Consider the following 22,189-nt stretch of genomic DNA (forward strand, 5'->3'; position numbering starts at 1 on the left):
GAATTGTATGCAGAAAACCACAGGGTTAACCCACCTGATAAAATCAACCGGCTATTCATTAAAAGGATTAAAAAGTGCGGTCAAATATGAGACCGCTTTTCGCCATGAATTGCTTTTGGCAATAGTGCTGATTCCGCTGGCGTTCTGGCTTGGGCGGGATCACATTGAGATTGCGCTGATGGTCGGTTCCGTGTTGATGGTGCTGGTGGTGGAATTATTAAATAGTGCGCTGGAAGCGGTTGTCGATCGAATCGGAACGGAATATCACGAACTGTCCGGACGCGCGAAGGATTTGGGTTCGGCGGCGGTGTTTGTGGCGCTGACGCTAATGGTGATTGTATGGGGACTAATGCTGTTTTGCTGACCGTAAAACAGTAAAAAACGAAACAGGGCATACACGAATATGCCCTGTTTTGCTTATTGGCTTAAGGGTTTTGTGCTCGGGTTAAATGTTTAAGTGCGGCGAAAAATACGATAACCAGAAAGAAATAGAAAATATTACCCGAATTATGGGTAAAAAATCCCTGACTGACACAGTAAAACATCACCGACAGAATATGCACGATGCCGAGCGCCGCTACGGTGCGTGCTTCGATTGAGGTGTTTGACAGGCTGCGGATAAAATAGCGCATCGGCACCAGCATAATACCCAGTAGCCCCAATAAACCGAGTACACCGCGTTTGGCCAGCTCATCTAAATATTGGTTATGCGCGTGATTAAAAATAGCAGCCTGTTTATTGATTATTTTCTGTGCGGCGTATTTTTTTGACTGCTCCGCCACTCCGGCGGTTCCCCAACCTAAAAGTGGCTTTTCTTGCGCCATTAACAGCGCGCCTTTCCACATATCGAAACGCGCGCCGACAGAAGTTGCGCCGTTATTTTTGTCAAAATAGGCGACGATCTCGTTGTTGGCTTTTTTAATGCGGTTCATCACCTGCGTATTCGGTAGTGAAAGAGCCGTGATGACGCCGATAAGAATCACGCAGCAGATGCCGGTTAAAAACGGTTTGCTCAGATTTTTACGATAGAGCAGCACAATGACGGCGATAATAAACGGCAGTCCGATCCAGCCGCCGCGCGCGGTAGAAAGAAAACTGCCGAGTATGCCGAACAGCGTCGCCACAGTGCAGAGTACGGCGAGCTTATATTGTTTGTGGGCGGCGAAATACAAGGCGATGACCAGCGAAAACATGCCCAGCGACATGGCAATATCGCCACCTTGAATGTGCATGGTACGCGGTGAATAAGCCATCGACGCACCGAGATAAAAGCGATCATACAAGGCGACCAATCCTGTGATCAGCGCGCCGACGGGAATGCTGTAAGCCAGCACTTTGAAACGAATTGGGTAATGGAACAGCAGCAGGAGTAACGGTAACAAAAAAATAACTCGGCTGGGGTTGTCCAGTTCTCTGGCTTTGCCGCCGTTGATCAGTAACGACAACAGGAAAATGGAAAAATAAAACACATAAGCGACAATCAGTTGTTTTTCGTCAGCGGGAACCGACCAGCGCGGTTTTCGGCTGAGAAAATAAATAAAATACGCAAACGCGATCACCATTAACAGAAACGGTGAAAAATTATGTCCGCCTTTGACGCTTAATACGGAAAGAAAGAAAAAACCGACGGCGAAATTAACCAGCCAAGTAAGCCTATTGCCTTTTAGAAGAGACATATTACCCCACAAAATTTACGCGTAAAAAAAACCGCACTTTTAAAGTGCGGCTTTATTTTAGACTATTTCTGAAAATTATAATACATCAATACAGTTTAAATCTTGGAAGGATTTTTCCAGACGTTTAGACATGGATTCTTCCGATTTACGCAGCCAAACACGCGGATCATAGTATTTTTTGTTCGGTGCGTCAGGGCCTTCAGGATTACCCAGCTGACCTTGCAGGTAAGCCTCGTTAGCTTTGTAGAAGTTCAGAATACCTTCCCATGCCGCCCATTGGGTATCGGTGTCGATATTCATTTTGATCGCACCGTAGCTAATGGCTTCACGAATTTCTTCAGTGGAAGAACCAGAACCGCCGTGGAAGACAAAGTTAATCGGTTTTGCTGGCAGATTACGTTCTTTTGCTACGAATTCTTGCGATGCGCCTAAAATAGACGGTTTTAATTTTACATTACCCGGTTTATACACACCATGTACGTTACCGAATGCAGCGGCAACGGTGAAACGCGGGCTGACCGGATGCAGCTGATCATACACGTAAAGCACATCTTCCGGCTGAGTGTAAAGGCGGGATTCATCCACACCGCTGTTATCCACGCCGTCTTCTTCGCCGCCGGTGATACCGATTTCGATTTCAAGGGTCATACCTAATTTTGACATGCGTTCCAGATATTGACGGCAGGTTGCCATGTTTTCTTCCATCGGTTCTTCAGAAAGGTCGAGCATGTGGGAAGAGAATAACGGTTTGCCGGTTTCGGCAAAATGTTTTTCTCCAGCATCCAGTAAGCCGTCGATCCACGGCAGTAATTTTTTGGCGCAGTGGTCAGTATGCAGGATAACCGGCACGCCGTATTCTGCGGCTAATGTATGCACCTGTTTGGCTCCGGCAATGGCACCCAGCACATCAGGACGAATACCGCTCGCTGGTTTAATGCCTTTACCTGCATAGAATTGCGCGCCGCCGTTGGAGAACTGAATAATAACCGGCGCTTTAACCCGTGCTGCAGTTTCCAGAACGGTATTGACGCTGTCGCTGCCGACACAGTTGACGGCCGGGATTGCAAAGTTGTTTTCTTTCGCATAAGCGAAGATTTTTTGTACGTCATCACCTGTTACGACGCCCGGTTTTACGATATCTAATAATTTTGCCATTTTTTGCTTCCTATGATTGTTTGAAATTGGTCGGAACGATGCGCGCGGTCACTGCGAACAGCGCGCATCACATAAGGTGGATTAGCCGTTGGCGCGTTTTTCCAGAATTTCTACCGCCGGTAAAACTTTGCCTTCTACGAATTCTAAGAACGCGCCGCCGCCGGTAGAAATATAGGAGATTTTATCCGCGATACCGAATAAATCAATGGCGGCCAAGGTATCACCGCCGCCGGCAATGGAGAATGCACCGTTTGCAGTGGCTTCGGCAATAGCGTTGGCAACCACTTCGGTACCTTTGCGGAAGTTCGGGAATTCAAACACGCCGACTGGACCGTTCCACAAAATTGTTTTCGCATTACGGATAATGTCTGCCAGCTGTGCTGCGGATTTATCACCAATATCGAAAATAGACTCGTCCGCTGCAACCTGGTCAACGGCTTTTTCAGTTGCCGCCGCAGTTTCGGAAAATTCGGTGCCGACACGGACATCCACCGGTACTGGAATATCGGTCGCTTTAGACAGGCGCTGCGCTTCCGGAATTAAATCCGCTTCGTACAGAGATTTACCCACATTGTTGCCTGCTGCCGCAATAAAGGTGTTGGCGATACCGCCGCCGACGATCAACTGATCGGCAATCTTGGCAAGGGAATCTAGCACGGTCAGTTTTGTAGAGACTTTCGAACCGCCCACAATCGCCAACATCGGACGTTGTGGTTGTTTCAACGCTTTACCTAAAGCATCTAATTCCGCTGCCAACAATGGACCGGCACAGGCAACCGGCGCATATTCAGCCACACCGTAAGTGGATGCCTGCGCGCGGTGTGCGGTACCGAACGCATCCATGACGAATACATCACAAAGTGCGGCGTATTTTTTGCCCAATTCGGCATCGTTTTTCTTTTCGCCTTTGTTAATTCGCACATTTTCCAGCACTACGATTTCGCCGGCGTTCACTTCAACGCCGTTTAGATAATCGCGCACCAAACGAACCGGCACGCCTAAATCGGAATTATTTAAGTAATCGACCACCGGTTGCAGCGAATCTTCAGGTTTGAATTCGCCCTCGGTCGGACGGCCTAAATGGGAGGTTACCATGACTTTCGCGCCTTTTTGCAGCGCAAGTTTTAAGGTTGGAATGGTGGCGCGGATACGCGCGTCGGACGTGACTTTACCGTCTTTTACCGGTACGTTCAGATCGGCGCGAATAAAGACGCGTTTACCTGTTAAATCTAGGTCGGCCATTTTAATTACTGACATAATTTACCCTCTTGGTTGGTTAAAATTAAAAAATATACATACTGCCGTGCATTATACTCACTTATTCCCCCTGATGTAACGGGTCTAGATCAAATTCTCACCATTATTCCCGTTCTTAAATGAATTCTTTCTAATTGATTAGATAAATGACATATTTTTTTCAATATTCGGAGCGAAAGTTTATATGTGCGTTATCAAATGAAGAAAAAGTTTAAAAAATCGACCGCACTTTTGCGTCGCACTGCATGGAAAACGGTGATGTAAATGATATTTATCGCCGTTGATATATTTATATGGAATATTAAATGCGATTTTTTTATTTCTGCGGTTAAATTTTTGATGGTTAAATGCAGTGAACCTGATAACAGGCATAATTTGAAGCATATATTTATAACAACAATCGACACAACATCAACCGACAACCGAAGGAGAGAATATGCAACGCGTTCTTTCATATTTTAGGCTACCGGCGTCGCTGGGGCGGAAAACTGCGCTGATTATCACCGCACTTACGGCGCTGTCCGGCGCGCAGGCGACAACCATCTTGAATGTCTCTTATGATCCCACCCGTGAGCTGTACAAAGAGTACAACCAACTGTTTGAGCAACATTGGCGACAAACCGGCGGAGACAACATCACCGTTCGCACTTCGCACGGCGGCTCCGGCAAACAAGCGCGCTCGGTGATCGACGGCTTGCAAGCGGATGTGGTCACGCTGGCGCTGGCGGGCGATATTGATGCCATTAACAGCCGACAGCCACTGATTGCGCCGGATTGGCAGGATAAGTTTGCTGACAACAGTACGCCTTATACCTCCACCATTGTCTTTTTAGTGCGCAAGGGCAACCCGAAACAGATCCATGACTGGGACGATTTAGTGCGTGAAGGAATTGAAGTGATTACGCCGAATCCGAAAACCTCCGGCGGTGCGCGTTGGAATTTCTTGGCAGCATGGGCTTTTGCCAAGCAGAAATACGGCAGTGACGATAAGGCGTTAGCCTTTGTCAGCGAGATTTATCGTCATGTGCCGGTATTAGATACCGGCGCGCGCGGTGCGACCACCAGTTTTGTTCAGCGCGGGCTGGGCGATGTGCTGCTGGCTTGGGAAAACGAAGCCTATTTGGCATTGGCGGAACAAGGTGGCGATGCGTTTGAAATTGTCACTCCGTCTCTTTCTATTCTGGCGGAACCGCCGGTGGCGGTGGTCGATGCCGTGGTGGATAAAAAAGGCACGCGCCAACAGGCGCAGGCTTATCTGCAATATTTATACAGCGATGAGGCGCAGCATGTTATCGCCAAACATTTTTATCGCCCGCGCAATCCTGCGATTTTAGCGCAATACAGTGACCGCTTCCCGCCATTGACGTTAGTGAACATTAATCAGGCTTTTGGCGGTTGGGCGCAGGTGCAAAAGACTTATTTTGATGACGGCGGGGTATTTGATCAGATTTTTGCTCAGATTAACGAATGATTAGGAGAGGCTTCCACTTGGGCGGAGGCTGTTCAAGGAGTGATTTATGACAGCGGCACCCCGCATTATTCCCGGATTTAAATTATCGTTGGGTTATACGATCAGCTTTTTAAGCCTGATCGTATTAATCCCTTTGTTTTCTCTGTTTGTATTTTCCATGCAGATTAGCTGGCAGGAATTCGTACGGCTGATCACCGGCAAACAGCTGCTGCTATCCCTGTGGTTGTCCTTGCGTACGGCATTCAGTGCAGCATTACTCAATACTTTGCTAGGCGGCGTGCTAGCGTGGACCTTGGTGCGTTACCGTTTTGTCGGACGCAAATTCATGGACACCTTTATTGATATGCCGTTTGCTTTGCCGACGGCGGTTGCTGGCATTGCGTTAACCGCCATTTATGCACAAAACGGGATTATCGGTCAGCTGTTTTCTTTTAAGATCGCCTATACGCCCATCGGCATTACACTGGCGTTGTTGTTCGTTACCTTGCCTTTCGTGGTGCGTACGCTACAACCGGTATTGCAGGATTTGCCGAAAGATGTGGAGGAGGCGGCAACCATTCTGGGCGCTAACCGAATTCAGATTTTTATCCGCATCATTCTGCCCGCAATTCTGCCGGCATGGCTTATCGGTTTCACCCTTGCCTTTGCGCGCGCCATCGGCGAATACGGTTCAGTGGTATTTATCGCCGGTAACATTCCCTTTAAAACGGAAATTCTGCCCTTGCTGATTGTGGCAAAGCTGGATCAGTATAACTATGTGGCGGCCGCTATGATTGGCGTTATTATGCTACTGATTTCTTTCACACTGTTATTTATTATCAATATTATCCAGCACCGCCTTGCGCGTTTTGGCTCTTAAGGAACAATTATGTCATTGCATTCACAGAAATACAGCCCGGCGGCTTATGTGCTGATTGCCTTGTCGGTGGCGATTTTTCTTATTTTATTGGTATTACCGCTGCTGGTTGTGATCGCACAGGGATTCAGCGAAGGCTTTCCGGTGTTCTGGGCAACCATTCTTGAGCCGGATACCATTGCCGCGTTAAAACTTACGTTACTTGCCGCAGCGATCGCCATGCCGCTGAATGTGGTCTTCGGCGTGTTTGCCGCTTGGGCGGTGAGTAAATATGAATTTAGAGGTCGTCAGTTTCTGATCACCTTGATTGATTTACCGTTTTCCGTTTCGCCGATTGTGGCGGGATTGATTTACGTATTGCTGTTCGGCACCCAAAGCTGGTTATATCCTTATCTTGACACATGGGATATTCAGATCGTGTATGCCGTTCCAGGCATTGTGCTGGCGACTATTTTTGTGTCCGTCCCTTTTGTGGCGCGCGAGCTGATTCCCATCATGCAGGCGCAAGGCACGCAGGAAGAAGAAGCAGCCGCCGTGCTGGGCGCGAACGGCTGGCAGATTTTCCGCTATATCACCTTGCCGAACATCAAATGGGCGCTGCTGCACGGCGTAGTGCTTTGTACCGCGCGCGCACTGGGCGAATTCGGCGCGGTTTCGGTATTGTCGGGGCATATTCGCGGCTATACCAACACTTTGCCGCTGCATATTGAAATTCTTTATAACGAATATAACATTGTCGCCGCATTCAGCGTCGCCGTTTTATTGTTGCTGCTTTCGCTGGTATTGCTGCTGGCGCGCCAATGGACGGAAAGTAAACTCGGCAGAGAAGCGGCATAAGAGGAACAACATGAGCATTATTATTCGGGATATTCAAAAAACATTTGAAAATCTGACCGCACTTGACAAGATTAATTTTACTGTACGGGACGGTGAACTGGCTGCGCTGCTGGGACCGTCCGGCTGCGGCAAAACGACTTTACTGCGCATTATTGCCGGGTTGGAGGAGGCCGACAGCGGTACCATTTTATTCGGCGAACGGGATGTCAGCGGGCTGAGCGCAAAACAGCGGGACATCGGCTTTGTGTTTCAAAGTTATGCTCTGTTCCGGCACATGAACGTGGCGCAGAATGTGGCGTTCGGCTTGAAAGTCAAACCGAGGTCGGAACGCCTGAGTGACGACGAAATTCAGCGTAAGGTACGCGAATTGCTGGATTTGGTTCAGCTTAATCGCTTTGCCGGTTATTATCCCGATCAGCTTTCCGGCGGGCAGCGTCAGCGCGTGGCACTGGCACGCGCGTTAGCTACGCAGCCGAAAGTCCTGTTGCTTGACGAACCGTTTAGTGCGCTGGATGCGACGGTGCGCAAAGAACTGCGTCGCTGGCTGCGCGATTTTCATCATGAAATTAATGTCACCAGCTTATTTGTTACCCATGATCAGGATGAGGCCTTAGAAGTGGCGGATAAAATTATCCTGATGAACAAAGGCAAAGTAGAACAGGTGGGGACTCCGGAGGAAGTGTACAAACAACCGCAGACCGCATTTGTGGCGCATTTTCTGGGTGAAGTGAATGTGTTGCACGGCGTAATTGAGCAAAACCGGCTGCGCATCGGCGATTTTGTGCAGCCGCTCAACCGGCATCATCAGCCGCAATCGGTGATTGCCTACGTGCGCCCTCATGAAATCGGCATGAGTAAAGCGAAAAATGACAACGCCATGCAGGGCAATATCAGCCGTTTGCATACCGCCGGAGCGACGATTTTTGTTGAAGTACAGACTGCCCGCCATGAAAAACCGATCGAAGTGTCGATTAATCACGCCCAACTGGAACAAGAGGGCTTTGCGCCGGGTGACAGCGTGTATTTAACGCCGAAGTTAGTTAATATCTTCACGCGTGACGAATTAATTGAATTTATGATTTAAATCGCGACAAAACATCGCACTTAAATAAAAAGTGCGGTGTTTTTTTTCGCTGTTTTGGCATTATTGCGGTGTGGGCGGTCTGACCGCCGACGCGGTTAATACCCGGTGCGGCTGCGCGGACAGTCGATGACCTGCCAGCTCAAATCGTAGCAGATGAACAGTTCGTTGCGGCTGGCGCCGATATAAATATTCTTCAGCTGCGGATTATTCTTTTTCATCCACGCGAACAACTCGTTGCGGGATGACAGCTCATAGGCGGGGAATTTTAAGGTGTGGAACAGTTCCTGTTGTTTGGCAAAATAATCTTGTGCCTTATCAAAGGCACAGGCGCCGTGTTTTTCCCATTCACCTTGCAATAAATTGGCGCTTGGGCTTTCCGCTAAGAATTGCTCAATGACCTCCTGTTTCACCATCGGCAAATCGCCTTGACAGAAACGGGGCTGATCGGATACTCGGCGGGCAAATTTATTTTGCGGCCATAAACCGTGAATCACCCAACCGAACTGCTGAGTTTTACCGCATTGGTATTTCAGCGAGTTGGGCAGGTTTTCGCCGTATCGCTTGCGCTGAATATCGCAAAACGCCGGCGACCAAGACAGCACAAAGGTATAATAATGCGTCGGTGCTTTGGCGTTCTGCCCGATAGGATCATGTTGCATAATATAGTCGTAATCGCGCTCCACGACGGTGGAAACGGCTTGTTTCTGCTGCGAAAAATAGTACCAGCCCGCCAACAGAAACATAAAAAAGAACACCACAAAAATGGATAATTGCATCATGCGTTTTTGATTCATCTGTGCTTCGCCTTAAATGAGTATTTAATTTTTAATCCGTATTCTTTATAATGCCGCATTTTCTAACTTTCTTGGAGGAAATGATGGCGCTGCTGATTACCGACAAATGCACGAATTGCGATATGTGCCTGCCGGAATGCCCGAATGACGCCATTTCCGTCGGCGACGAGATCTATGTGATCGACCCGAATCTGTGCACGGAATGTGTCGGGCATTACGACACGCCGACTTGCCAAAAAGTTTGCCCGATAACCAACTGCATTAGAACCGACCCCGCACATACGGAAACAGAAGCCCAACTGTGGGAGCGCTTTGTGCTGATCCATCATGCCGATCAGCTGTAATGCGATTGCTCCGCCCATTTCGCCAATACAATTCCCGCTACCACTGCAACGTTCAGTCCGCTTTTCAGCGGATTAGTGCGTGATAAATTAAGGATATCGTCTTTTTCCTGCAATAGCTGTTCCGCGCCGCCGTCACTCAGCAGAAAAACCACTTTGTCAGCTAAAGGCAATGCGGCGGCGGATTTGCCCCGCTTCGCGCAGGTCGGACAGATCACCTGATAACCTGCCTGACGCAACAGGCTTAGCGCGCTTTCCGTGCTGTCGGTTTGCAACGGATGGATGTATTCCATACCGCCTTCCGCCACGCGCACGGCGGATGCCGCATTAAGTGCGTCGGGATCTGCCGTAACCACCGATTTTACGCCATAAAAAGCACAGCTGCGGATAATGGCGCCGAGATTATGGGCATTGCCGATGCCGTCCAGCAGAACGATACAATCGCGTTGGCGAGCAAGACTCAAATAGCCGGTCAGGGTGAACGGACGTTTTTTCTTCACCAACATGCAGATCCCGCCGTGATGTTCCGTGCCGCTGACTCGTTCAAGTTCGCGACCGTCCACTACATGATAGGCTTTTTTATTGCTGGCAAGATAGCTGAACAGTTCGCCGACACGGTGGGCAAGCTCAACCGTCGTCCACACCCGCACAATGCTTTCCGGACGTTCGGCAAAAAGCGCAAGACAGGCATTTTCACCATATACTTTGGTTTCTTCGGCCCGGTTTTTCTTAATTTTTTCTGGCGCACGTGGGGATAACGGTCCGGTTTTTTTCTCATAACCGAGCGTGCCAGCGCTTTTTAGGGTGACTTTGACATTGCCGGTGCCGCGTGCGTTTTCCATTTGCATTTCGGTGAACTGGCTCGGCGTGCGTGCCGTATCCCATGGCGTGCTGGCAGTGGCGCGTGCGGTATTTTTATCGCGTTTAAAGGCGGGTTTGTCCGATGTGCGGGCGCGTTCAAAGTGCGGTCGGGTTTGCCCCGGTTTTTTTGCCCGCTCTTTTTGGGCTAATGTGCGTTGGTTAAAACGATTCGAATGCTCTGCTGGCTGAAAGGTCGGTTTTTTTGCGTTCATAATGATTTGCCGCTAATAGATTGAAAAACAGTGATAAAGTGAGTAAAAAATATGCGCACTTTACGGGAAATTGTGAGCATTATAACGAAAAAAAACCTTTTTTCTACCCGCTTTAGCGGTAAATATTGTAAACTAGCCAACTAATTTCTCGTCGCGTCAATTATAGAGAACGATATATGTTGATAAATAAAACTAAACGAGCAATCCAACATCTTGAGTGCCTGCCCTGTCTGCCGCTACGGGCGGAACAGGTCGAATTTATCGAAAGCCCCGCCGCATTTAAAGCGCAAATTATTCAGCTGATCCGTCAGGCAACATCACGTATTTATATTACCGCACTGTACTGGCAGAACGATGAAGCTGGACAGCAGATTTTAGATGAAATTTACCGCGCCAGACAGGATAAGCCCGAACTGGATGTGAAAATTTTTGTCGATTGGCACCGTGCGCAACGCAATCTGCTCGGTGCGGAAAAAACGGCGACGAATGCCGACTGGTATTGCGAGATGCGCGCCAAATATCAGCTGCCCGAGGAACCGAATATGTTTTTCGGCGTGCCGATTAATACTCGTGAAGTGTTCGGCGTGCTGCATATTAAAGGTTTTATCTTTGACGATACCGTGCTGTACAGTGGTGCAAGCATCAATAACGTATATCTTGCTCAGCATGAAAAATATCGCTACGACCGCTATCATCAAATTCACGATAAAGCATTGGCGGATACGTTGGTCGGCTTTATCAAGCGCGATTTGTTCGACCCGAGTGCAGTGTCGCCGTTGGATGTGAGCGCTCGCCCGCAGATCAAAGCGATTCGCCAGGCTATTCGTGTCTTTCGCAAAAGTTTGTCCGGCGAGGGACAGTATCAACTGCCAACTTCCGTCAGGTTACATGACAGCCTGACGGTGTGTCCGCTGTTCGGCTTGGGGGCAGGCAATAATGTTTTAAACCGCACGATTGAGGCGCTGTTTCAGCTGGTGCAAGAACAATTGGTAATTTGTACGCCGTATTTTAATCTGCCGCGTTCGTTGCGTTACAACATTCACCGTTTACTGGAAAAGGGCAAACGGGTTGAAATTATTGTTGGCGATAAGGTGGCGAACGATTTTTATATTCCGCCCGACCAACCGTTCAAAATGGCAGGCGCGCTGCCTTATTTGTATGAAAGCAATCTACGTCGTTTCAGCAAGAAGTTTGAATCTTTCATTACGCAGGGGCAATTGGTGATCCGCACGTGGAAAGACGGCGATAATACCTATCATCTGAAAGGGCTATGGGTGGACGACAATGCCATTTTGCTGACTGGAAATAATCTGAACCCGCGTGCTTGGCGGCTGGATGCAGAAAACGGGCTCTTTATTCATGATCCGAAACGGGAATTGCGTGCCCGAGCGGAAAAGGAGCTGAATGATATTCGCCGCCACACCACAGTGCTGAAACATTATACCGAATTGGACGATTTGGATACCTATCCGCAGCCGGTGCAAAAACTGCTACGCAAATTTGCACGCCTGAAAGCGGATAAACTGGTGAAAATGATTTTATAGCCTTCTTATTGAAACATTTGGACAACCACGCTGCGGCGTGGTTTTTGTTTAGCCGAAAATTTTTTTGCCGAAGAAAAACAGGGTTAAGCCGCAGGCAATGACGATAAAGCCGATAATCTGCCACGGCTGTACCGGGCGTTCGGGCATGCCGATCAAACCGAAGTGATCGATGATCGCCGCGGCAATCAGCTGACCGACAATAATAAAAAACAGCATATTGGTTACCCCCATTTTGGGCGCGAGAAAAATCGTGGTGAAGACCACCAGCGCGCCTAAAGGACCGCCAATAAGTTTCCATAACGGTTGTTTCGGCACTTGTTGAAGGGCGCCGAGCAGATCGGTTTTCCAGCCGCAAATCAGCAATAATACCAGCGTACCGGTGGCAAAGGAGATTAGCGCTGCGACCGCCGGCTGACCAATGAGCGAGCCTGCCAGCTGCGAATTGATTGCCGCTTGCGTGGCTAACGCGACGCCGGCACAGAGTGCGATTAAAACGAATGATAACAGCATACGGACATCCTTAAACGGAAATGAGCAAAACTGTGCAAAATTCTACCGCACTTTTGGCGTCGCGAATATGGCTTTAGTGCAATTCATTAGTGCAGTTTCATTGACGGACGCAATAACCGATTGATTCGACCGACCAACACAATCAGCCCGGTGCGGAAACAGCCGTGCAGTGCCGCTTGGTGCATGCGATATAAAGAAAGATACATCATGCGCGCGATTTTGCCTTCAATAAACATGGAACCTTTGGTTAGATTGCCCATGAGATTGCCAACCGTACCGAATCGTGAAAATGAAACTAACGAACCGTGATCGCTGAACACAAACGGTTTCAGCGGTTTGCCTGCCAGTTGCGCCAGAATATTCTTGCCACATGCCGCCGCCATTTGGTGTGCTGCCTGCGCGCGCGGCGGTACCGGTTTGCCGTTTGACTGCATTAGCGCGGCACAGTCCCCGATCACATAGACATCCTCATCCACCGTGCTTTGCAGGGTATCTTTAACTTCGATCTGGTTGATGCGGTTGGTGGAAAATCCAAAATCGCGGGTGATGTCCGAAGCTTTAACGCCGGCCGCCCAGACCATTAAATCGGCATTTATGTTGTCGCCGTCGCGGGTGATTAAACAGTTTTGCTCGGCTTGCACCACTGCGGTGTCGGTGCGTACGTCCACTCCGAGGGCGCGCAATTCTTTTTCAGCCGCGGCGGAAATGCGTTCCGATAAAGCGGGCAGAAGGCGCGGTCCGGCTTCCAGTAAAGTGACTTTCAGGCTAGTGTTATTCAGTTTGCCGAAGCCGTAATGATGCAAATGTTTCGCCGTATTATACAACTCGGCGGACAGCTCAATGCCGGTCGCACCGCCGCCGACAATGGCGATATGCACTTCTTTGTCATTGTTATTGGCGAATTTGAGAAACAGTTCCATCATGCGGTGATGGAAGAGTTTCGCCTGCTCTGAGCTGTCTAAGAAGATACAGTGCTGCGCCACGCCCGGGGTGCCGAAGTCATTGGATTTACTGCCGATAGCCAGCACTAAGGTATCGTAAGCGATAGTGCGTTCGGCGACCAGCAATTCGTTTTGAGCGTTGTAAATCGGTGCCAAGGTGACATTTTTATGCGTGCGATCGACAGCGGTCAGCGCGCCTTGTTGGAATTCGAAATGATGATTTTTGGCATGCGCACGATAACTGAGCGCGTCAATATCGTCATCCAACGAGCCGGTCGCTACCTCATGCAGCAAGGGTTTCCACAGGTGAGTGCTGTTTTTGTCAATTAAAATCACATGCGCTTTTTGCTGGCGACCTAATTTGTCGCCCAGCGCGGTGGCAAGTTCTAATCCGCCGGCACCGCCGCCGACTATAACGATTGTTTTCATAAACTACTTTCCTATAAAATTGATTAAGATCAAAACCGCCAGAATTGTAGTCGTTTATGCGGGAATGTCCAGCATCTTTTATCTGGTGTTCGGGGGTGATTGAAAGGTCACTCAAGAAAGCGGCAAAAGTGCGGTGAAAAATAAGCGATTTTTATACCGCACTTTGTCGGATTATTTGCTGATGGCGTCCGTCCAGCGGAACAGTTCTTCCAGATCATAGTCGCCGGAATGTCCCACCGCCCAAGGCGTCGCATAATCCACTTGCTTGCCTGCCATGTTCAGTTTAACCGCAAGGATTGCGCTGATCGCATGGGAGGTGTCGCGATCCGCACTGCCGACGCGAATACGCCAGTGTTCGGCGGCGTTTGGATTATCCAGATAATTCATCACATTCATTAATTTGATGATTTTTGCCTCCGCCATGCCGCCTTGTACGCGGGAATGTTGCTGTGCATAGGCGGTAAAGTGCTGATTGTCCACGGTTTGTGTACCGAACAGATTGTTTTCGCCGCTGCTGAGGTCTAGGGCGTCAAATGCCGGCGGCGATTTCATCCGTTTTTGCGAATGAATGTAGCCGTGCCAGTCGATATCGCTTACCCCGTCTTTGCCGAGCGTAAGCCAAGACAGGGCAGATAAATCCGTTCCCGCTTTGTACGCTTTATCGGCAGCACGGATAAGCACGCCTTTCACATAGTCTTTGAAGGAACCGTTACCTTGCGCATCTAGCGTCAGCGGGTTGCCGTTTGGGTCTTGCAGATTCAGGCTGTTTAAATAGGCGGGAAACGCCGCTTTTAATTGATCGGACACGGCAATTTGTGCCGCACTTAATTCGCCCTCAAGCATTGGCATCGGTTTGCTACGATCGTTATAGCCGGCAGCATTTAATTTACTCATATCCATACGGCTGTATTGATTTAGCCCATTGAATTCCCATTCGTAAGCGCTGTCGGCGTGTTCCAGATTGGTAATCGGGCAATAGGCGGAAACGGCAAAAATGCGATCACTGGCATCGGCGGCGCCCAGCTCGTTGAAATATGTCGCATAATCGGCGCTGTCGCCGCTGGCGCCTAACAGTGCGGATAGTGCACCGCCGGCGCTGGTGCCGTTGGCGATGATTTTATTGGCATCGCCCGGCATGATTGCGTCATTGAAATGTAAATAGCGAACGGCGGATTTCAGATCAATAATCGCTGCCGGCGCTTTGCCGGTATATGTGCCGTTTTGTTGCAGCGTGCGTCCGCGTGCGCCAACGCTTGCCACCACGTAGCCTTTGGCAAGTGCGGTCATAATTGCGTTAGGTTTGCCGCTATTTGCGCCGAAACCTTTGCTGTCATAAGTGGCGGCTTTGGCAGGCATATAGCCACCGACGGCATTGGGCAGGAAGATTGGGGCGTTTTGCGCGTTGAAACCGTTGATACTGCCGTGATTGAAATAGGCTTCCGGAATATACAGGTTCAGGGTTTGATAATCCGGTTCCAGCGGATGCTGAACATACACGATTTTTTCAAAGGCGCGGAATTTCACCAGCTTACCGTCGACACTGGTTTCAATGGCACGGTAATTTTCGCCGTTAAATGTCAGTTGATAACCGTCTTGCGTTTGGTTGAAATACGGCATTGTCGCCAGCGCATCGTTTTTTTCTGTCGGCAAGGCATAACCCGTTGCTGCGACGGTGGCGCCCATCAGCAGGGCGGTCAGAGAGGTGAATTGCATACAGACTCCAAATAAAGTGAATATACCTGTGGTTTGACCGGTACAGGGCGTGCTAAGTTCCGCTATATTGTAAAATATATTGAGATTATTTTATCCATGTCACGACCTCATCAAAAGCCTGACGCGTTTTTTCCCGCGGCGGATTGCGCCGATAACCGAACGCTGCCATCACGCTCAGCTTATATTGCTGCGGCTCGTACAATCCTTGCTGTGCCAGCAGGGCGTTCATTTCTTCCAACGGGAAGCCTTCAATCGGTGTGCTGTCGATACCGATCATAGCGGCGGAGGTCAGCATATTTGCCAGTGCGATATAACTTTGGCGACAAGCCCAGTGATAAAAGGCGACGGGATCTTGCGTCAGTTTAAAATCCTGTTCGCTGAAATGGCGGTAAGACTCCTGCCGCTGCTGCAATGCTTGCGGCGGAATGTGGTGAATATCGCGCATAATGTGTTGCACATAGTCGCCGTCGGCAAGCAGCGTGGACGGTTGGCGCACCAAGATAACCAGAAAATGACTGCAATCCATGACTTTATCTTTCGCTCCCCAAGCATTATCGCGGATAAGCTGGCGGATGTGTGGGTTGTCAATCACCAGAAATTTCCACGGCTCAAAACCGAAAGAACTGGGTGACAGGCGCCCGGTTTCTAAAATAAAACGAAAGTCTTGCTCGCTGATCTTTTTGTTTGGATCATAGGCTTTGCAGGCGTGGCGATAATGGTAAGCGTTGAGGATTTGTTGTTTGTCAATGGTCATGGCGTTTTCTCCTTGAGGATAAATCTATAATCTATTATGCGAGGTTTTGTCTGCAATGCCAATATAGTTTGGGCATGCAGCGGTTTGGCGGAAAAGAATAAAAGTGAAAACGGGCGGAAAAAGCGGGAAAAATAAAAAAAACGTACCGCACTTTTAACTTTTAAAAGTGCGGTAGGATTTTCGCTTGTTTTTAGCGTCGGCTTACAGGAACAAGTTGGCGAATAACAGGCCGAAAGCCAGGCTGAATGCCATGCTCAGTAAACCCGGGAGCATAAAGCTGTGGTTGAAGATATATTTACCGATACGGGTCGTGCCGGTAGTATCGAAGTCGATAGAGGCGATGATCGGACCGTAGTTCGGAATAAAGAAATAACCGTTTACCGCTACGAATACCCCGATCAAAATCGGTGCCGGAATGCCCAGCGCAATCCCTACCGGGAACAAGGTCGCCACGGTTGCGCCCTGGCTGTTAACCAGCACGGACAGCAGGAATAACGCGAAAGCGAATGTCCAAGGTGCGGTTTCGACCAAGGCTTTTACGCTTTCTTTTACTTCCACCATGTGTGCCTGCATTAAGGTGTCGCCCAACCAAGCGATACCGAAAATCGCAATCACCGCGCGCATACCGGCATGGAAAACGGAACCTTGCGTGATGGCATTACCGTTCGGTTTACAAATAAGAATAATCAGCGCACCAACGGTTAACATCACGATTTCGATTGTGTGTGCCATGCCCATCGGTTTGCCGTCAAAGCTCGGACGTAATGACGGGAAAGCCCCCATGATTACCACTAACAGCGCACCGATCAGGAATAAAGATACGGAAGTTTTTGCCGTTTTGCTGATTTCAATTTCAGCGACGTTGGTTTTGGCTTGATTTTTCTTGATATATTCCGGATCTTGCAATAAACGCTGATAATCCGGATCGTCTTTTAATTCTTTACCCATTTTGTTGACGAAAATACACGCCACGCCGATACCCAACACTGTCGCTGGCATGGTGACTTTCAATACATCGCCCAAGTGAATGCCTTGCGGTTCAAGATATGCCACCACCGCAACGACTGCTGCCGCAATCGGGCTGGCGACGATAGCGAACTGGGATGCAATAACCGCCATGGAAAGCGGACGTTCCGGACGGATACCGTTATGACGGCTAACCTCGGCGATCACCGGTAATACTGAATAGGCAACATGCCCGGTGCCGGCCAGTACAGTGAATGTCCAAGTCACCGCCGGCGCCATGAATGTGATGTATTTTGGATTTTTACGCAGAATATTGGTGGCGATTTTAATCATGTAGTCCAGCCCGCCTGCCGCCTGCATGGCCGCCGCGGCGGAAACCACCGCCATAATCATTAACATAACGTCAATTGGCAAACCGGCAGGCTGTAGCCCGAAGCCGAAAGACAGAATGGCAAGACCGACACCGCCCATTACCCCCAAACCGATACCGCCGATGCGGGCACCGATCAGGATACAAATTAGCACGATGGCGAATTGAAGAAAAAACATGGTTGACCCCTATTTTAAACATGTATAAAGAAGCGTTCCCGATAAATGAAACGGGAATTTACCTCACGTAAGAAAGCGGCTTAGTAATCAATTTATTCTTCCTCGCGCGATCGGACGCTACTATAGCAACAAACTTGTCTTATCTCTATAATATAGATCAATTAAATTGCAATAGTTTCTTTGAAAGATGAAGAAACTGCGGTTATACTTAAGCCCTTATTTTTAAACTTAAACATTGAATTTAACATTGAGAACAACATGCAAGAATTTCTCCCTATGGCGACGGATTTCGCTAAAAATCATTCTTTAATGGTCATCGCATGGCTTGCCGTTTTTATTATGGTGGTTTATACCCTGACCAAGTCCGTTACCACAAAAGTGAAAGTCATCGGCAATGCGCAAGCCGTCAGCCTGATTAATAATGACGATGCGGTGGTCATTGACCTGCGCACCATTGACGAATTTGAACGCGGTCATATTATTAACAGTATTAACCTGCTGCCCAGCGAAATCAAAAATCAGAATGTGGGCAAGATCGAACAGCATAAAGAACATGCGGTTATTCTGACCTGCGCAACCGGCATGTCCGCCGGCGCATCGGCTGAATTGCTGTCTAAACAAGGTTTCAGCCGGGTTTATACGCTGAAAGACGGTATCGGCGGCTGGCGTTCCGAGAATCTCCCTTTAGTAAAGAAAAACAAATAATCAAGAAGGATTAAACCATGACAGAGCAAAATCAAGAGGTCGCGGCAAACGAAGAACAAAACGCGCAGGCCGTATTGCAGATTCAACGTATTTACGTTAAAGACGTCTCCTTTGAGGCGCCAAATTTACCGCACATTTTTCAGCAGGAATGGAAACCGAAATTAGGTTTTGATTTAAGCAGTGAAACCACGCAATTGGGCGATGATTTATATGAAGTCTGCCTGAATATTTCCGTTGAAACCACCTTGGAAGACAGCGGCGATGTTGCTTTTATTTGTGAAGTAAAACAAGCAGGCGTGTTTACCGTCAGCGGGCTGGAAGATATGCAACTGGCTCATTGCCTGACTTCGCAGTGCCCGAATATGCTGTTTCCTTATGCGCGCGAGCTGGTGTCCAATCTGGTTAACCGCGGCACCTTCCCAGCATTGAATCTTTCCCCAGTCAATTTTGATGCGCTGTTTATGGAATATTTACAACGGCAGCAAGAACAGCAAGAACAATCCGGCAGTCAGGAAGTGCATTAACCCGGCGAAACAAGCTGTTGAAAAAGGCGGATGACTGCTCCGCCCTTTATTATTTTTCCATTCTTGTCAAATTTCGCCATTTCCGGAGTATAAATGATGAATACGACAATATCCGCTTCGCCTATCACCGTGATCGGCGCTGGTTCTTACGGTACCGCGCTGGCGATTACCTTTTCCCGCAACGGTTATCCCACTTATCTATGGGGGCATGATCCCGAACATATGCGCCGCTTGGCTGACGAACGGCGTAATCAGGCGTTTTTGCCTGATGTGCGTTTCCCCGATGCGCTACAAATTGAAGCCGATTTGGCGGCGGCAATAGCAAAATCGCGCGATTTATTAATTGTGGTGCCGAGCCATGTATTCGGCGAAGTTATCACCAAAATCAAACCGCACTTACGCGCGGACAGCCGTATTGTGTGGGCGACCAAAGGGTTGGAACGCGACAGCGGACGCCTATTGCAGCATGTGATCGAAGATACGCTCGGCAAAGAATATCCGCTGGCGGTGTTATCCGGACCGACGTTTGCTAAAGAACTGGCGGCGGGTATGCCGACTGCGATTGCGTTGGCGTCGAATAATCAGCAGTTCGCTCTTGAGTTTCAGGCGCGTATTCATTGCAGTAAGCATTTTCGCGTGTATATCAATCACGATATGATCGGCGTGCAGCTCGGCGGGGCGATTAAAAACGTCATTGCCATCAGCGCCGGCATGTCCGATGGCATGGGCTTTGGCGCCAATGCCAGAACTGCATTGATCACGCGCGGCATTGCTGAAATCAGTCGTTTGGGCGTTTCTCTGGGGGCGAACCCGAATACCTTTATGGGCATGTCGGGTTTAGGCGATCTGGTGCTGACCTGTACCGATAACCAATCCCGCAACCGCCGTTTTGGTTTAATGCTGGGACAAGGCGTCAGTGCGCAGGCGGCAATGGAGGAAATCGGTCAGGTAGTGGAAGGCTTTTATAATACCAAAGAGGCCTATTTGCTTGCGCAGCAGCAGGGCGTGGAAATGCCGATTACCGAACAGGTGTATCAGGTACTGTTCTGCGGTAAGAATGCGCAGGAGGTGGCAATGAGCTTACTCGGACGTGAACGTAAAGTGGAATAAGGAAAATATATGTCGGTAGAATTGTGGAATCTGATCCGTCAGGAAGCAAAAGAACAGGTGGAATGCGAGCCGATGCTGGCGAGTTTTTTTCATTCGACCATTTTAAAGCATCATAATCTGGGCAGTGCGCTGAGTTATATTCTGGCGAATAAACTTGCCAATCCCATTATGCCGGCAATTGCACTACGTGAAATTGTAGAAGAAGCGTATCAGTCGCAGCCGAGTATTATCGAAAGTGCGGCTTGCGATATTCGCGCGGTGCGGCAGCGCGATCCGGCGGTGGAATTGTGGACGACGCCGTTGCTGTATTTAAAAGGCTTTCATGCCTTACAAAGCTACCGTATCACCCATTATCTGTGGTTATGCGGGCGTAAAGCGTTGGCGATTTACTTACAGAATCAGATTTCCGTCGCCTTTGATGTGGATATTCATCCGGCGGCAAAAATCGGTCATGGTATCATGTTCGACCACGCCACTGGCATCGTTGTAGGGGAAACCTCGGTGATTGAAAACGATGTATCCATTCTACAAGGCGTTACTCTCGGCGGGACGGGTAAAGAATCGGGCGATCGTCACCCGAAAGTACGCGAAGGCGTGATGATCGGTGCCGGCGCGAAGATTTTGGGTAATATTGAAGTGGGGCGTTATGCCAAAATTGGCGCGAATTCGGTGGTGTTGCAGCCGGTGCCAGAATATACTACGGTGGCAGGCGTACCGTCGAAAACTGTCGGCAAGGATAAAGGAGCGAAGCCGGCTTTCGATATGAATCAATATTTTATTGATGATTCAATTAACTTAAATATTTAATTTCAGTTTGTTAACAGGAAAGCACAAATGATCAATAAAGATACCCAATTATGTATGTCCTTATCCGGTCGGCCCGGCAATACCGGCACCTATTTTCATAACTATCTGTATCAGAAACTCGGGCTGAATTTTGTGTATAAGGCCTTTACCACGCAGGATATCGAACATGCGGTGAAAGGCGTGCGTGCGCTCGGCATCCGCGGCTGTGCGATGTCCATGCCGTTTAAAGAAAGTTGCATGCCCTTTGTGGATGAAATCGATCCCTCTGCCCAGGCGATTGAATCGGTCAATACCATTGTCAATGATAACGGTCATCTGAAAGCCTACAATACGGACTATATCGCGATTGTTAAGCTGATTGAGAAATACCATCTGGATAAACATGCCCGTGTGATTGTGCAGGGCAGTGGCGGTATGGCAAAAGCAGTGGTGGCGGCATTTAAGCATGCCGGGTTTAGTGCATTGCAGGTTTATGCTCGCAACGCGCAGACCGGCGCGTATCTGGCGCAGCTTTACGGCTATGATTATATTGACGACCTAACTGGACAGCAGGCGGAGATTATCGTCAACGTTACACCTATCGGTATGCAGGGCGGTAATGAGGCATCGCAGCTAGCTTTCCCGTCGGCAATGATCGCCGGTGCGCAAACTGTGTTTGATGTGGTGGCGATGCCGGCGGAAACGCCGTTGATCCAGGCCGCCCGCGCACAAAATAAGCAGGTGATTTCCGGCGCGGAAGTAATGACTTTACAAGCGGTGGAACAATTCGTGTTATATACGCATCTGCGTCCGAGCGATGCGCTGATTGCCGAGGCTGCGGCATTTTCCCGCTCCAACCGTTAAGCATCGTTATCTGCCGGGGCGATGGAGCTCGGCGGTGCGGTTTTTCACCGTACAGACCAACGCATCGTTGTCGCCGAGATATACCGGAAATTCGTTGAAAAATCACCGCACTTTTTATTGGGATTCGGCGTATTCATATAGCGTCAAAGTTGGCATCCTGTTAAAATCTGCCGTTCGTTTGATTACATTCCCCTGCCGATAATTTTTGAGAAGAAAAAAGCGTCATCGGCGGAGGTATAGGCGTGCCGGA

22 protein-coding genes are annotated in these 22,189 nt (G+C 49.1%); 12 read left to right on the top strand and 10 right to left on the bottom strand.

From position 1 onward, the window contains the following. Positions 1-7: 7 nt before the first annotated feature. Positions 8-364, top strand: coding sequence for a diacylglycerol kinase (locus tag BN3349_RS08000; protein WP_040976804.1), 357 nt, complete (start codon positions 8-10; stop codon positions 362-364). Between the two features lie 61 nt (positions 365-425). On the opposite strand, the gene BN3349_RS08005 is transcribed toward BN3349_RS08000, so the two are convergent. The 3 genes from BN3349_RS08005 to BN3349_RS08015 all read right to left on the bottom strand — a co-directional run bounded on the left by BN3349_RS08005 (position 426) and on the right by BN3349_RS08015 (position 4,088). Next, on the bottom strand, positions 426-1,676 hold the full coding sequence (locus tag BN3349_RS08005; RefSeq protein ID WP_040976805.1) for an O-antigen ligase family protein: 1,251 nt from the start codon (positions 1,674-1,676) through the stop codon (positions 426-428). Positions 1,677-1,751: 75 nt separating this feature from the next. Next, entirely contained in the window at positions 1,752-2,831 is a 1,080-nt protein-coding gene (fbaA, locus tag BN3349_RS08010; protein WP_032107957.1) for a class II fructose-bisphosphate aldolase, read from the bottom strand. Positions 2,832-2,912: 81 nt separating this feature from the next. Next, positions 2,913-4,088, bottom strand: a complete 1,176-nt coding sequence (locus BN3349_RS08015) for a phosphoglycerate kinase (protein ID WP_040976806.1) — start codon at positions 4,086-4,088, stop codon at positions 2,913-2,915. A 436-nt stretch (positions 4,089-4,524) separates the two neighbouring features. Here BN3349_RS08015 and BN3349_RS08020 point away from each other — a divergent pair, with 436 nt between their 5' ends. Genes BN3349_RS08020 through BN3349_RS08035 form a run of 4 tightly spaced genes read left to right on the top strand, consistent with a single transcriptional unit; the run spans position 4,525 to position 8,336 of the window. Then, on the top strand, positions 4,525-5,559 hold the full coding sequence (locus BN3349_RS08020) for a sulfate ABC transporter substrate-binding protein (protein WP_082024896.1): 1,035 nt from the start codon (positions 4,525-4,527) through the stop codon (positions 5,557-5,559). 46 nt (positions 5,560-5,605) lie between these two features. Then, positions 5,606-6,418, top strand: coding sequence for a sulfate ABC transporter permease subunit CysT (cysT, locus tag BN3349_RS08025; protein WP_040976807.1), 813 nt, complete (start codon positions 5,606-5,608; stop codon positions 6,416-6,418). 9 nt (positions 6,419-6,427) lie between these two features. Further along, positions 6,428-7,252 carry a sulfate ABC transporter permease subunit CysW gene (gene cysW, locus BN3349_RS08030; protein ID WP_040976808.1) on the top strand — a complete coding sequence of 275 codons (825 nt, stop codon included), beginning with the start codon at positions 6,428-6,430 and terminating at the stop codon, positions 7,250-7,252. Positions 7,253-7,262: 10 nt separating this feature from the next. Continuing rightward, the gene (locus tag BN3349_RS08035) at positions 7,263-8,336 is read left to right on the top strand and encodes a sulfate/molybdate ABC transporter ATP-binding protein (protein ID WP_040976809.1); all 1,074 of its coding nucleotides are present in this window, start codon (positions 7,263-7,265) and stop codon (positions 8,334-8,336) included. 95 nt (positions 8,337-8,431) lie between these two features. On the opposite strand, the gene BN3349_RS08040 is transcribed toward BN3349_RS08035, so the two are convergent. Next, positions 8,432-9,130, bottom strand: coding sequence for a ribonuclease T2 family protein (locus tag BN3349_RS08040; protein ID WP_040976810.1), 699 nt, complete (start codon positions 9,128-9,130; stop codon positions 8,432-8,434). Between the two features lie 83 nt (positions 9,131-9,213). Between BN3349_RS08040 and BN3349_RS08045 the strand changes: the two genes are divergently transcribed. Continuing rightward, a complete protein-coding gene (locus BN3349_RS08045) occupies positions 9,214-9,474 on the top strand; it encodes a YfhL family 4Fe-4S dicluster ferredoxin (RefSeq protein ID WP_040976811.1) in 261 nt (86 codons plus the stop codon). Here the strand turns inward: BN3349_RS08045 and BN3349_RS08050 are convergent. Continuing rightward, on the bottom strand, positions 9,465-10,544 hold the full coding sequence (locus BN3349_RS08050; protein ID WP_040976812.1) for a TrmH family RNA methyltransferase: 1,080 nt from the start codon (positions 10,542-10,544) through the stop codon (positions 9,465-9,467). The genes BN3349_RS08045 and BN3349_RS08050 overlap by 10 nt on opposite strands. 176 nt (positions 10,545-10,720) lie before the next feature. Between BN3349_RS08050 and pssA the strand changes: the two genes are divergently transcribed. After that, positions 10,721-12,088, top strand: coding sequence for a CDP-diacylglycerol--serine O-phosphatidyltransferase (gene pssA / locus BN3349_RS08055; RefSeq protein WP_040976813.1), 1,368 nt, complete (start codon positions 10,721-10,723; stop codon positions 12,086-12,088). Between the two features lie 48 nt (positions 12,089-12,136). On the opposite strand, the gene BN3349_RS08060 is transcribed toward pssA, so the two are convergent. The 5 genes from BN3349_RS08060 to BN3349_RS08080 form a co-directional block, all read right to left on the bottom strand. Beyond that, positions 12,137-12,598: a DMT family transporter gene (locus tag BN3349_RS08060; RefSeq protein WP_032107966.1), complete on the bottom strand. Its 462-nt coding sequence runs from the start codon at positions 12,596-12,598 to the stop codon at positions 12,137-12,139. An 86-nt stretch (positions 12,599-12,684) separates the two neighbouring features. Beyond that, positions 12,685-13,968, bottom strand: coding sequence for an NAD(P)/FAD-dependent oxidoreductase (locus tag BN3349_RS08065; protein WP_040976814.1), 1,284 nt, complete (start codon positions 13,966-13,968; stop codon positions 12,685-12,687). 171 nt (positions 13,969-14,139) lie between these two features. Beyond that, positions 14,140-15,681, bottom strand: coding sequence for a subtype B tannase (locus BN3349_RS08070; RefSeq protein WP_040976815.1), 1,542 nt, complete (start codon positions 15,679-15,681; stop codon positions 14,140-14,142). 85 nt (positions 15,682-15,766) lie between these two features. After that, positions 15,767-16,435 carry an NAD(P)H-dependent oxidoreductase gene (locus tag BN3349_RS08075; RefSeq protein ID WP_040976816.1) on the bottom strand — a complete coding sequence of 223 codons (669 nt, stop codon included), beginning with the start codon at positions 16,433-16,435 and terminating at the stop codon, positions 15,767-15,769. A 201-nt stretch (positions 16,436-16,636) separates the two neighbouring features. Then, positions 16,637-17,950 carry an anaerobic C4-dicarboxylate transporter gene (locus tag BN3349_RS08080; RefSeq protein WP_040976817.1) on the bottom strand — a complete coding sequence of 438 codons (1,314 nt, stop codon included), beginning with the start codon at positions 17,948-17,950 and terminating at the stop codon, positions 16,637-16,639. Between the two features lie 258 nt (positions 17,951-18,208). Here BN3349_RS08080 and BN3349_RS08085 point away from each other — a divergent pair, with 258 nt between their 5' ends. From BN3349_RS08085 to BN3349_RS08105, 5 genes are all read left to right on the top strand, one after another. Next, positions 18,209-18,655 carry a rhodanese-like domain-containing protein gene (locus BN3349_RS08085; protein WP_032107971.1) on the top strand — a complete coding sequence of 149 codons (447 nt, stop codon included), beginning with the start codon at positions 18,209-18,211 and terminating at the stop codon, positions 18,653-18,655. A 17-nt stretch (positions 18,656-18,672) separates the two neighbouring features. After that, positions 18,673-19,179: a protein-export chaperone SecB gene (secB, locus tag BN3349_RS08090; RefSeq protein WP_040976818.1), complete on the top strand. Its 507-nt coding sequence runs from the start codon at positions 18,673-18,675 to the stop codon at positions 19,177-19,179. 96 nt (positions 19,180-19,275) lie between these two features. Then, positions 19,276-20,289, top strand: a complete 1,014-nt coding sequence (gpsA, locus tag BN3349_RS08095; protein ID WP_040976851.1) for an NAD(P)H-dependent glycerol-3-phosphate dehydrogenase — start codon at positions 19,276-19,278, stop codon at positions 20,287-20,289. Positions 20,290-20,298: 9 nt separating this feature from the next. Further along, positions 20,299-21,096: a serine O-acetyltransferase gene (cysE, locus tag BN3349_RS08100; RefSeq protein ID WP_032107973.1), complete on the top strand. Its 798-nt coding sequence runs from the start codon at positions 20,299-20,301 to the stop codon at positions 21,094-21,096. Positions 21,097-21,123: 27 nt separating this feature from the next. Beyond that, positions 21,124-21,939, top strand: coding sequence for a shikimate 5-dehydrogenase (locus BN3349_RS08105; protein ID WP_040976819.1), 816 nt, complete (start codon positions 21,124-21,126; stop codon positions 21,937-21,939). Positions 21,940-22,189 lie beyond the last annotated feature (250 nt).

This window comes from Necropsobacter massiliensis (assembly GCF_000827595.2).
In the GTDB taxonomy this organism is placed as follows: domain Bacteria; phylum Pseudomonadota; class Gammaproteobacteria; order Enterobacterales; family Pasteurellaceae; genus Necropsobacter; species Necropsobacter massiliensis.

Coding starts and splice junctions, on each gene's coding strand:
- secB (WP_040976818.1), top strand. CDS start 18,673: ATGACAGAGCAAAATCAAGAGGTCGCGGCAAACGAAGAACAAAACGCG.
- cysT (WP_040976807.1), top strand. CDS start 5,606: ATGACAGCGGCACCCCGCATTATTCCCGGATTTAAATTATCGTTGGGT.
- fbaA (WP_032107957.1), bottom strand. CDS start 2,831: ATGGCAAAATTATTAGATATCGTAAAACCGGGCGTCGTAACAGGTGAT.
- cysE (WP_032107973.1), top strand. CDS start 20,299: ATGTCGGTAGAATTGTGGAATCTGATCCGTCAGGAAGCAAAAGAACAG.
- BN3349_RS08065 (WP_040976814.1), bottom strand. CDS start 13,968: ATGAAAACAATCGTTATAGTCGGCGGCGGTGCCGGCGGATTAGAACTT.
- BN3349_RS08050 (WP_040976812.1), bottom strand. CDS start 10,544: ATGAACGCAAAAAAACCGACCTTTCAGCCAGCAGAGCATTCGAATCGT.
- BN3349_RS08085 (WP_032107971.1), top strand. CDS start 18,209: ATGCAAGAATTTCTCCCTATGGCGACGGATTTCGCTAAAAATCATTCT.
- BN3349_RS08105 (WP_040976819.1), top strand. CDS start 21,124: ATGATCAATAAAGATACCCAATTATGTATGTCCTTATCCGGTCGGCCC.
- cysW (WP_040976808.1), top strand. CDS start 6,428: ATGTCATTGCATTCACAGAAATACAGCCCGGCGGCTTATGTGCTGATT.
- BN3349_RS08060 (WP_032107966.1), bottom strand. CDS start 12,598: ATGCTGTTATCATTCGTTTTAATCGCACTCTGTGCCGGCGTCGCGTTA.
- BN3349_RS08035 (WP_040976809.1), top strand. CDS start 7,263: ATGAGCATTATTATTCGGGATATTCAAAAAACATTTGAAAATCTGACC.
- BN3349_RS08000 (WP_040976804.1), top strand. CDS start 8: ATGCAGAAAACCACAGGGTTAACCCACCTGATAAAATCAACCGGCTAT.
- BN3349_RS08045 (WP_040976811.1), top strand. CDS start 9,214: ATGGCGCTGCTGATTACCGACAAATGCACGAATTGCGATATGTGCCTG.
- BN3349_RS08015 (WP_040976806.1), bottom strand. CDS start 4,088: ATGTCAGTAATTAAAATGGCCGACCTAGATTTAACAGGTAAACGCGTC.
- BN3349_RS08070 (WP_040976815.1), bottom strand. CDS start 15,681: ATGCAATTCACCTCTCTGACCGCCCTGCTGATGGGCGCCACCGTCGCA.
- BN3349_RS08080 (WP_040976817.1), bottom strand. CDS start 17,950: ATGTTTTTTCTTCAATTCGCCATCGTGCTAATTTGTATCCTGATCGGT.
- BN3349_RS08020 (WP_082024896.1), top strand. CDS start 4,525: ATGCAACGCGTTCTTTCATATTTTAGGCTACCGGCGTCGCTGGGGCGG.
- pssA (WP_040976813.1), top strand. CDS start 10,721: ATGTTGATAAATAAAACTAAACGAGCAATCCAACATCTTGAGTGCCTG.
- BN3349_RS08005 (WP_040976805.1), bottom strand. CDS start 1,676: ATGTCTCTTCTAAAAGGCAATAGGCTTACTTGGCTGGTTAATTTCGCC.
- gpsA (WP_040976851.1), top strand. CDS start 19,276: ATGAATACGACAATATCCGCTTCGCCTATCACCGTGATCGGCGCTGGT.
- BN3349_RS08040 (WP_040976810.1), bottom strand. CDS start 9,130: ATGAATCAAAAACGCATGATGCAATTATCCATTTTTGTGGTGTTCTTT.
- BN3349_RS08075 (WP_040976816.1), bottom strand. CDS start 16,435: ATGACCATTGACAAACAACAAATCCTCAACGCTTACCATTATCGCCAC.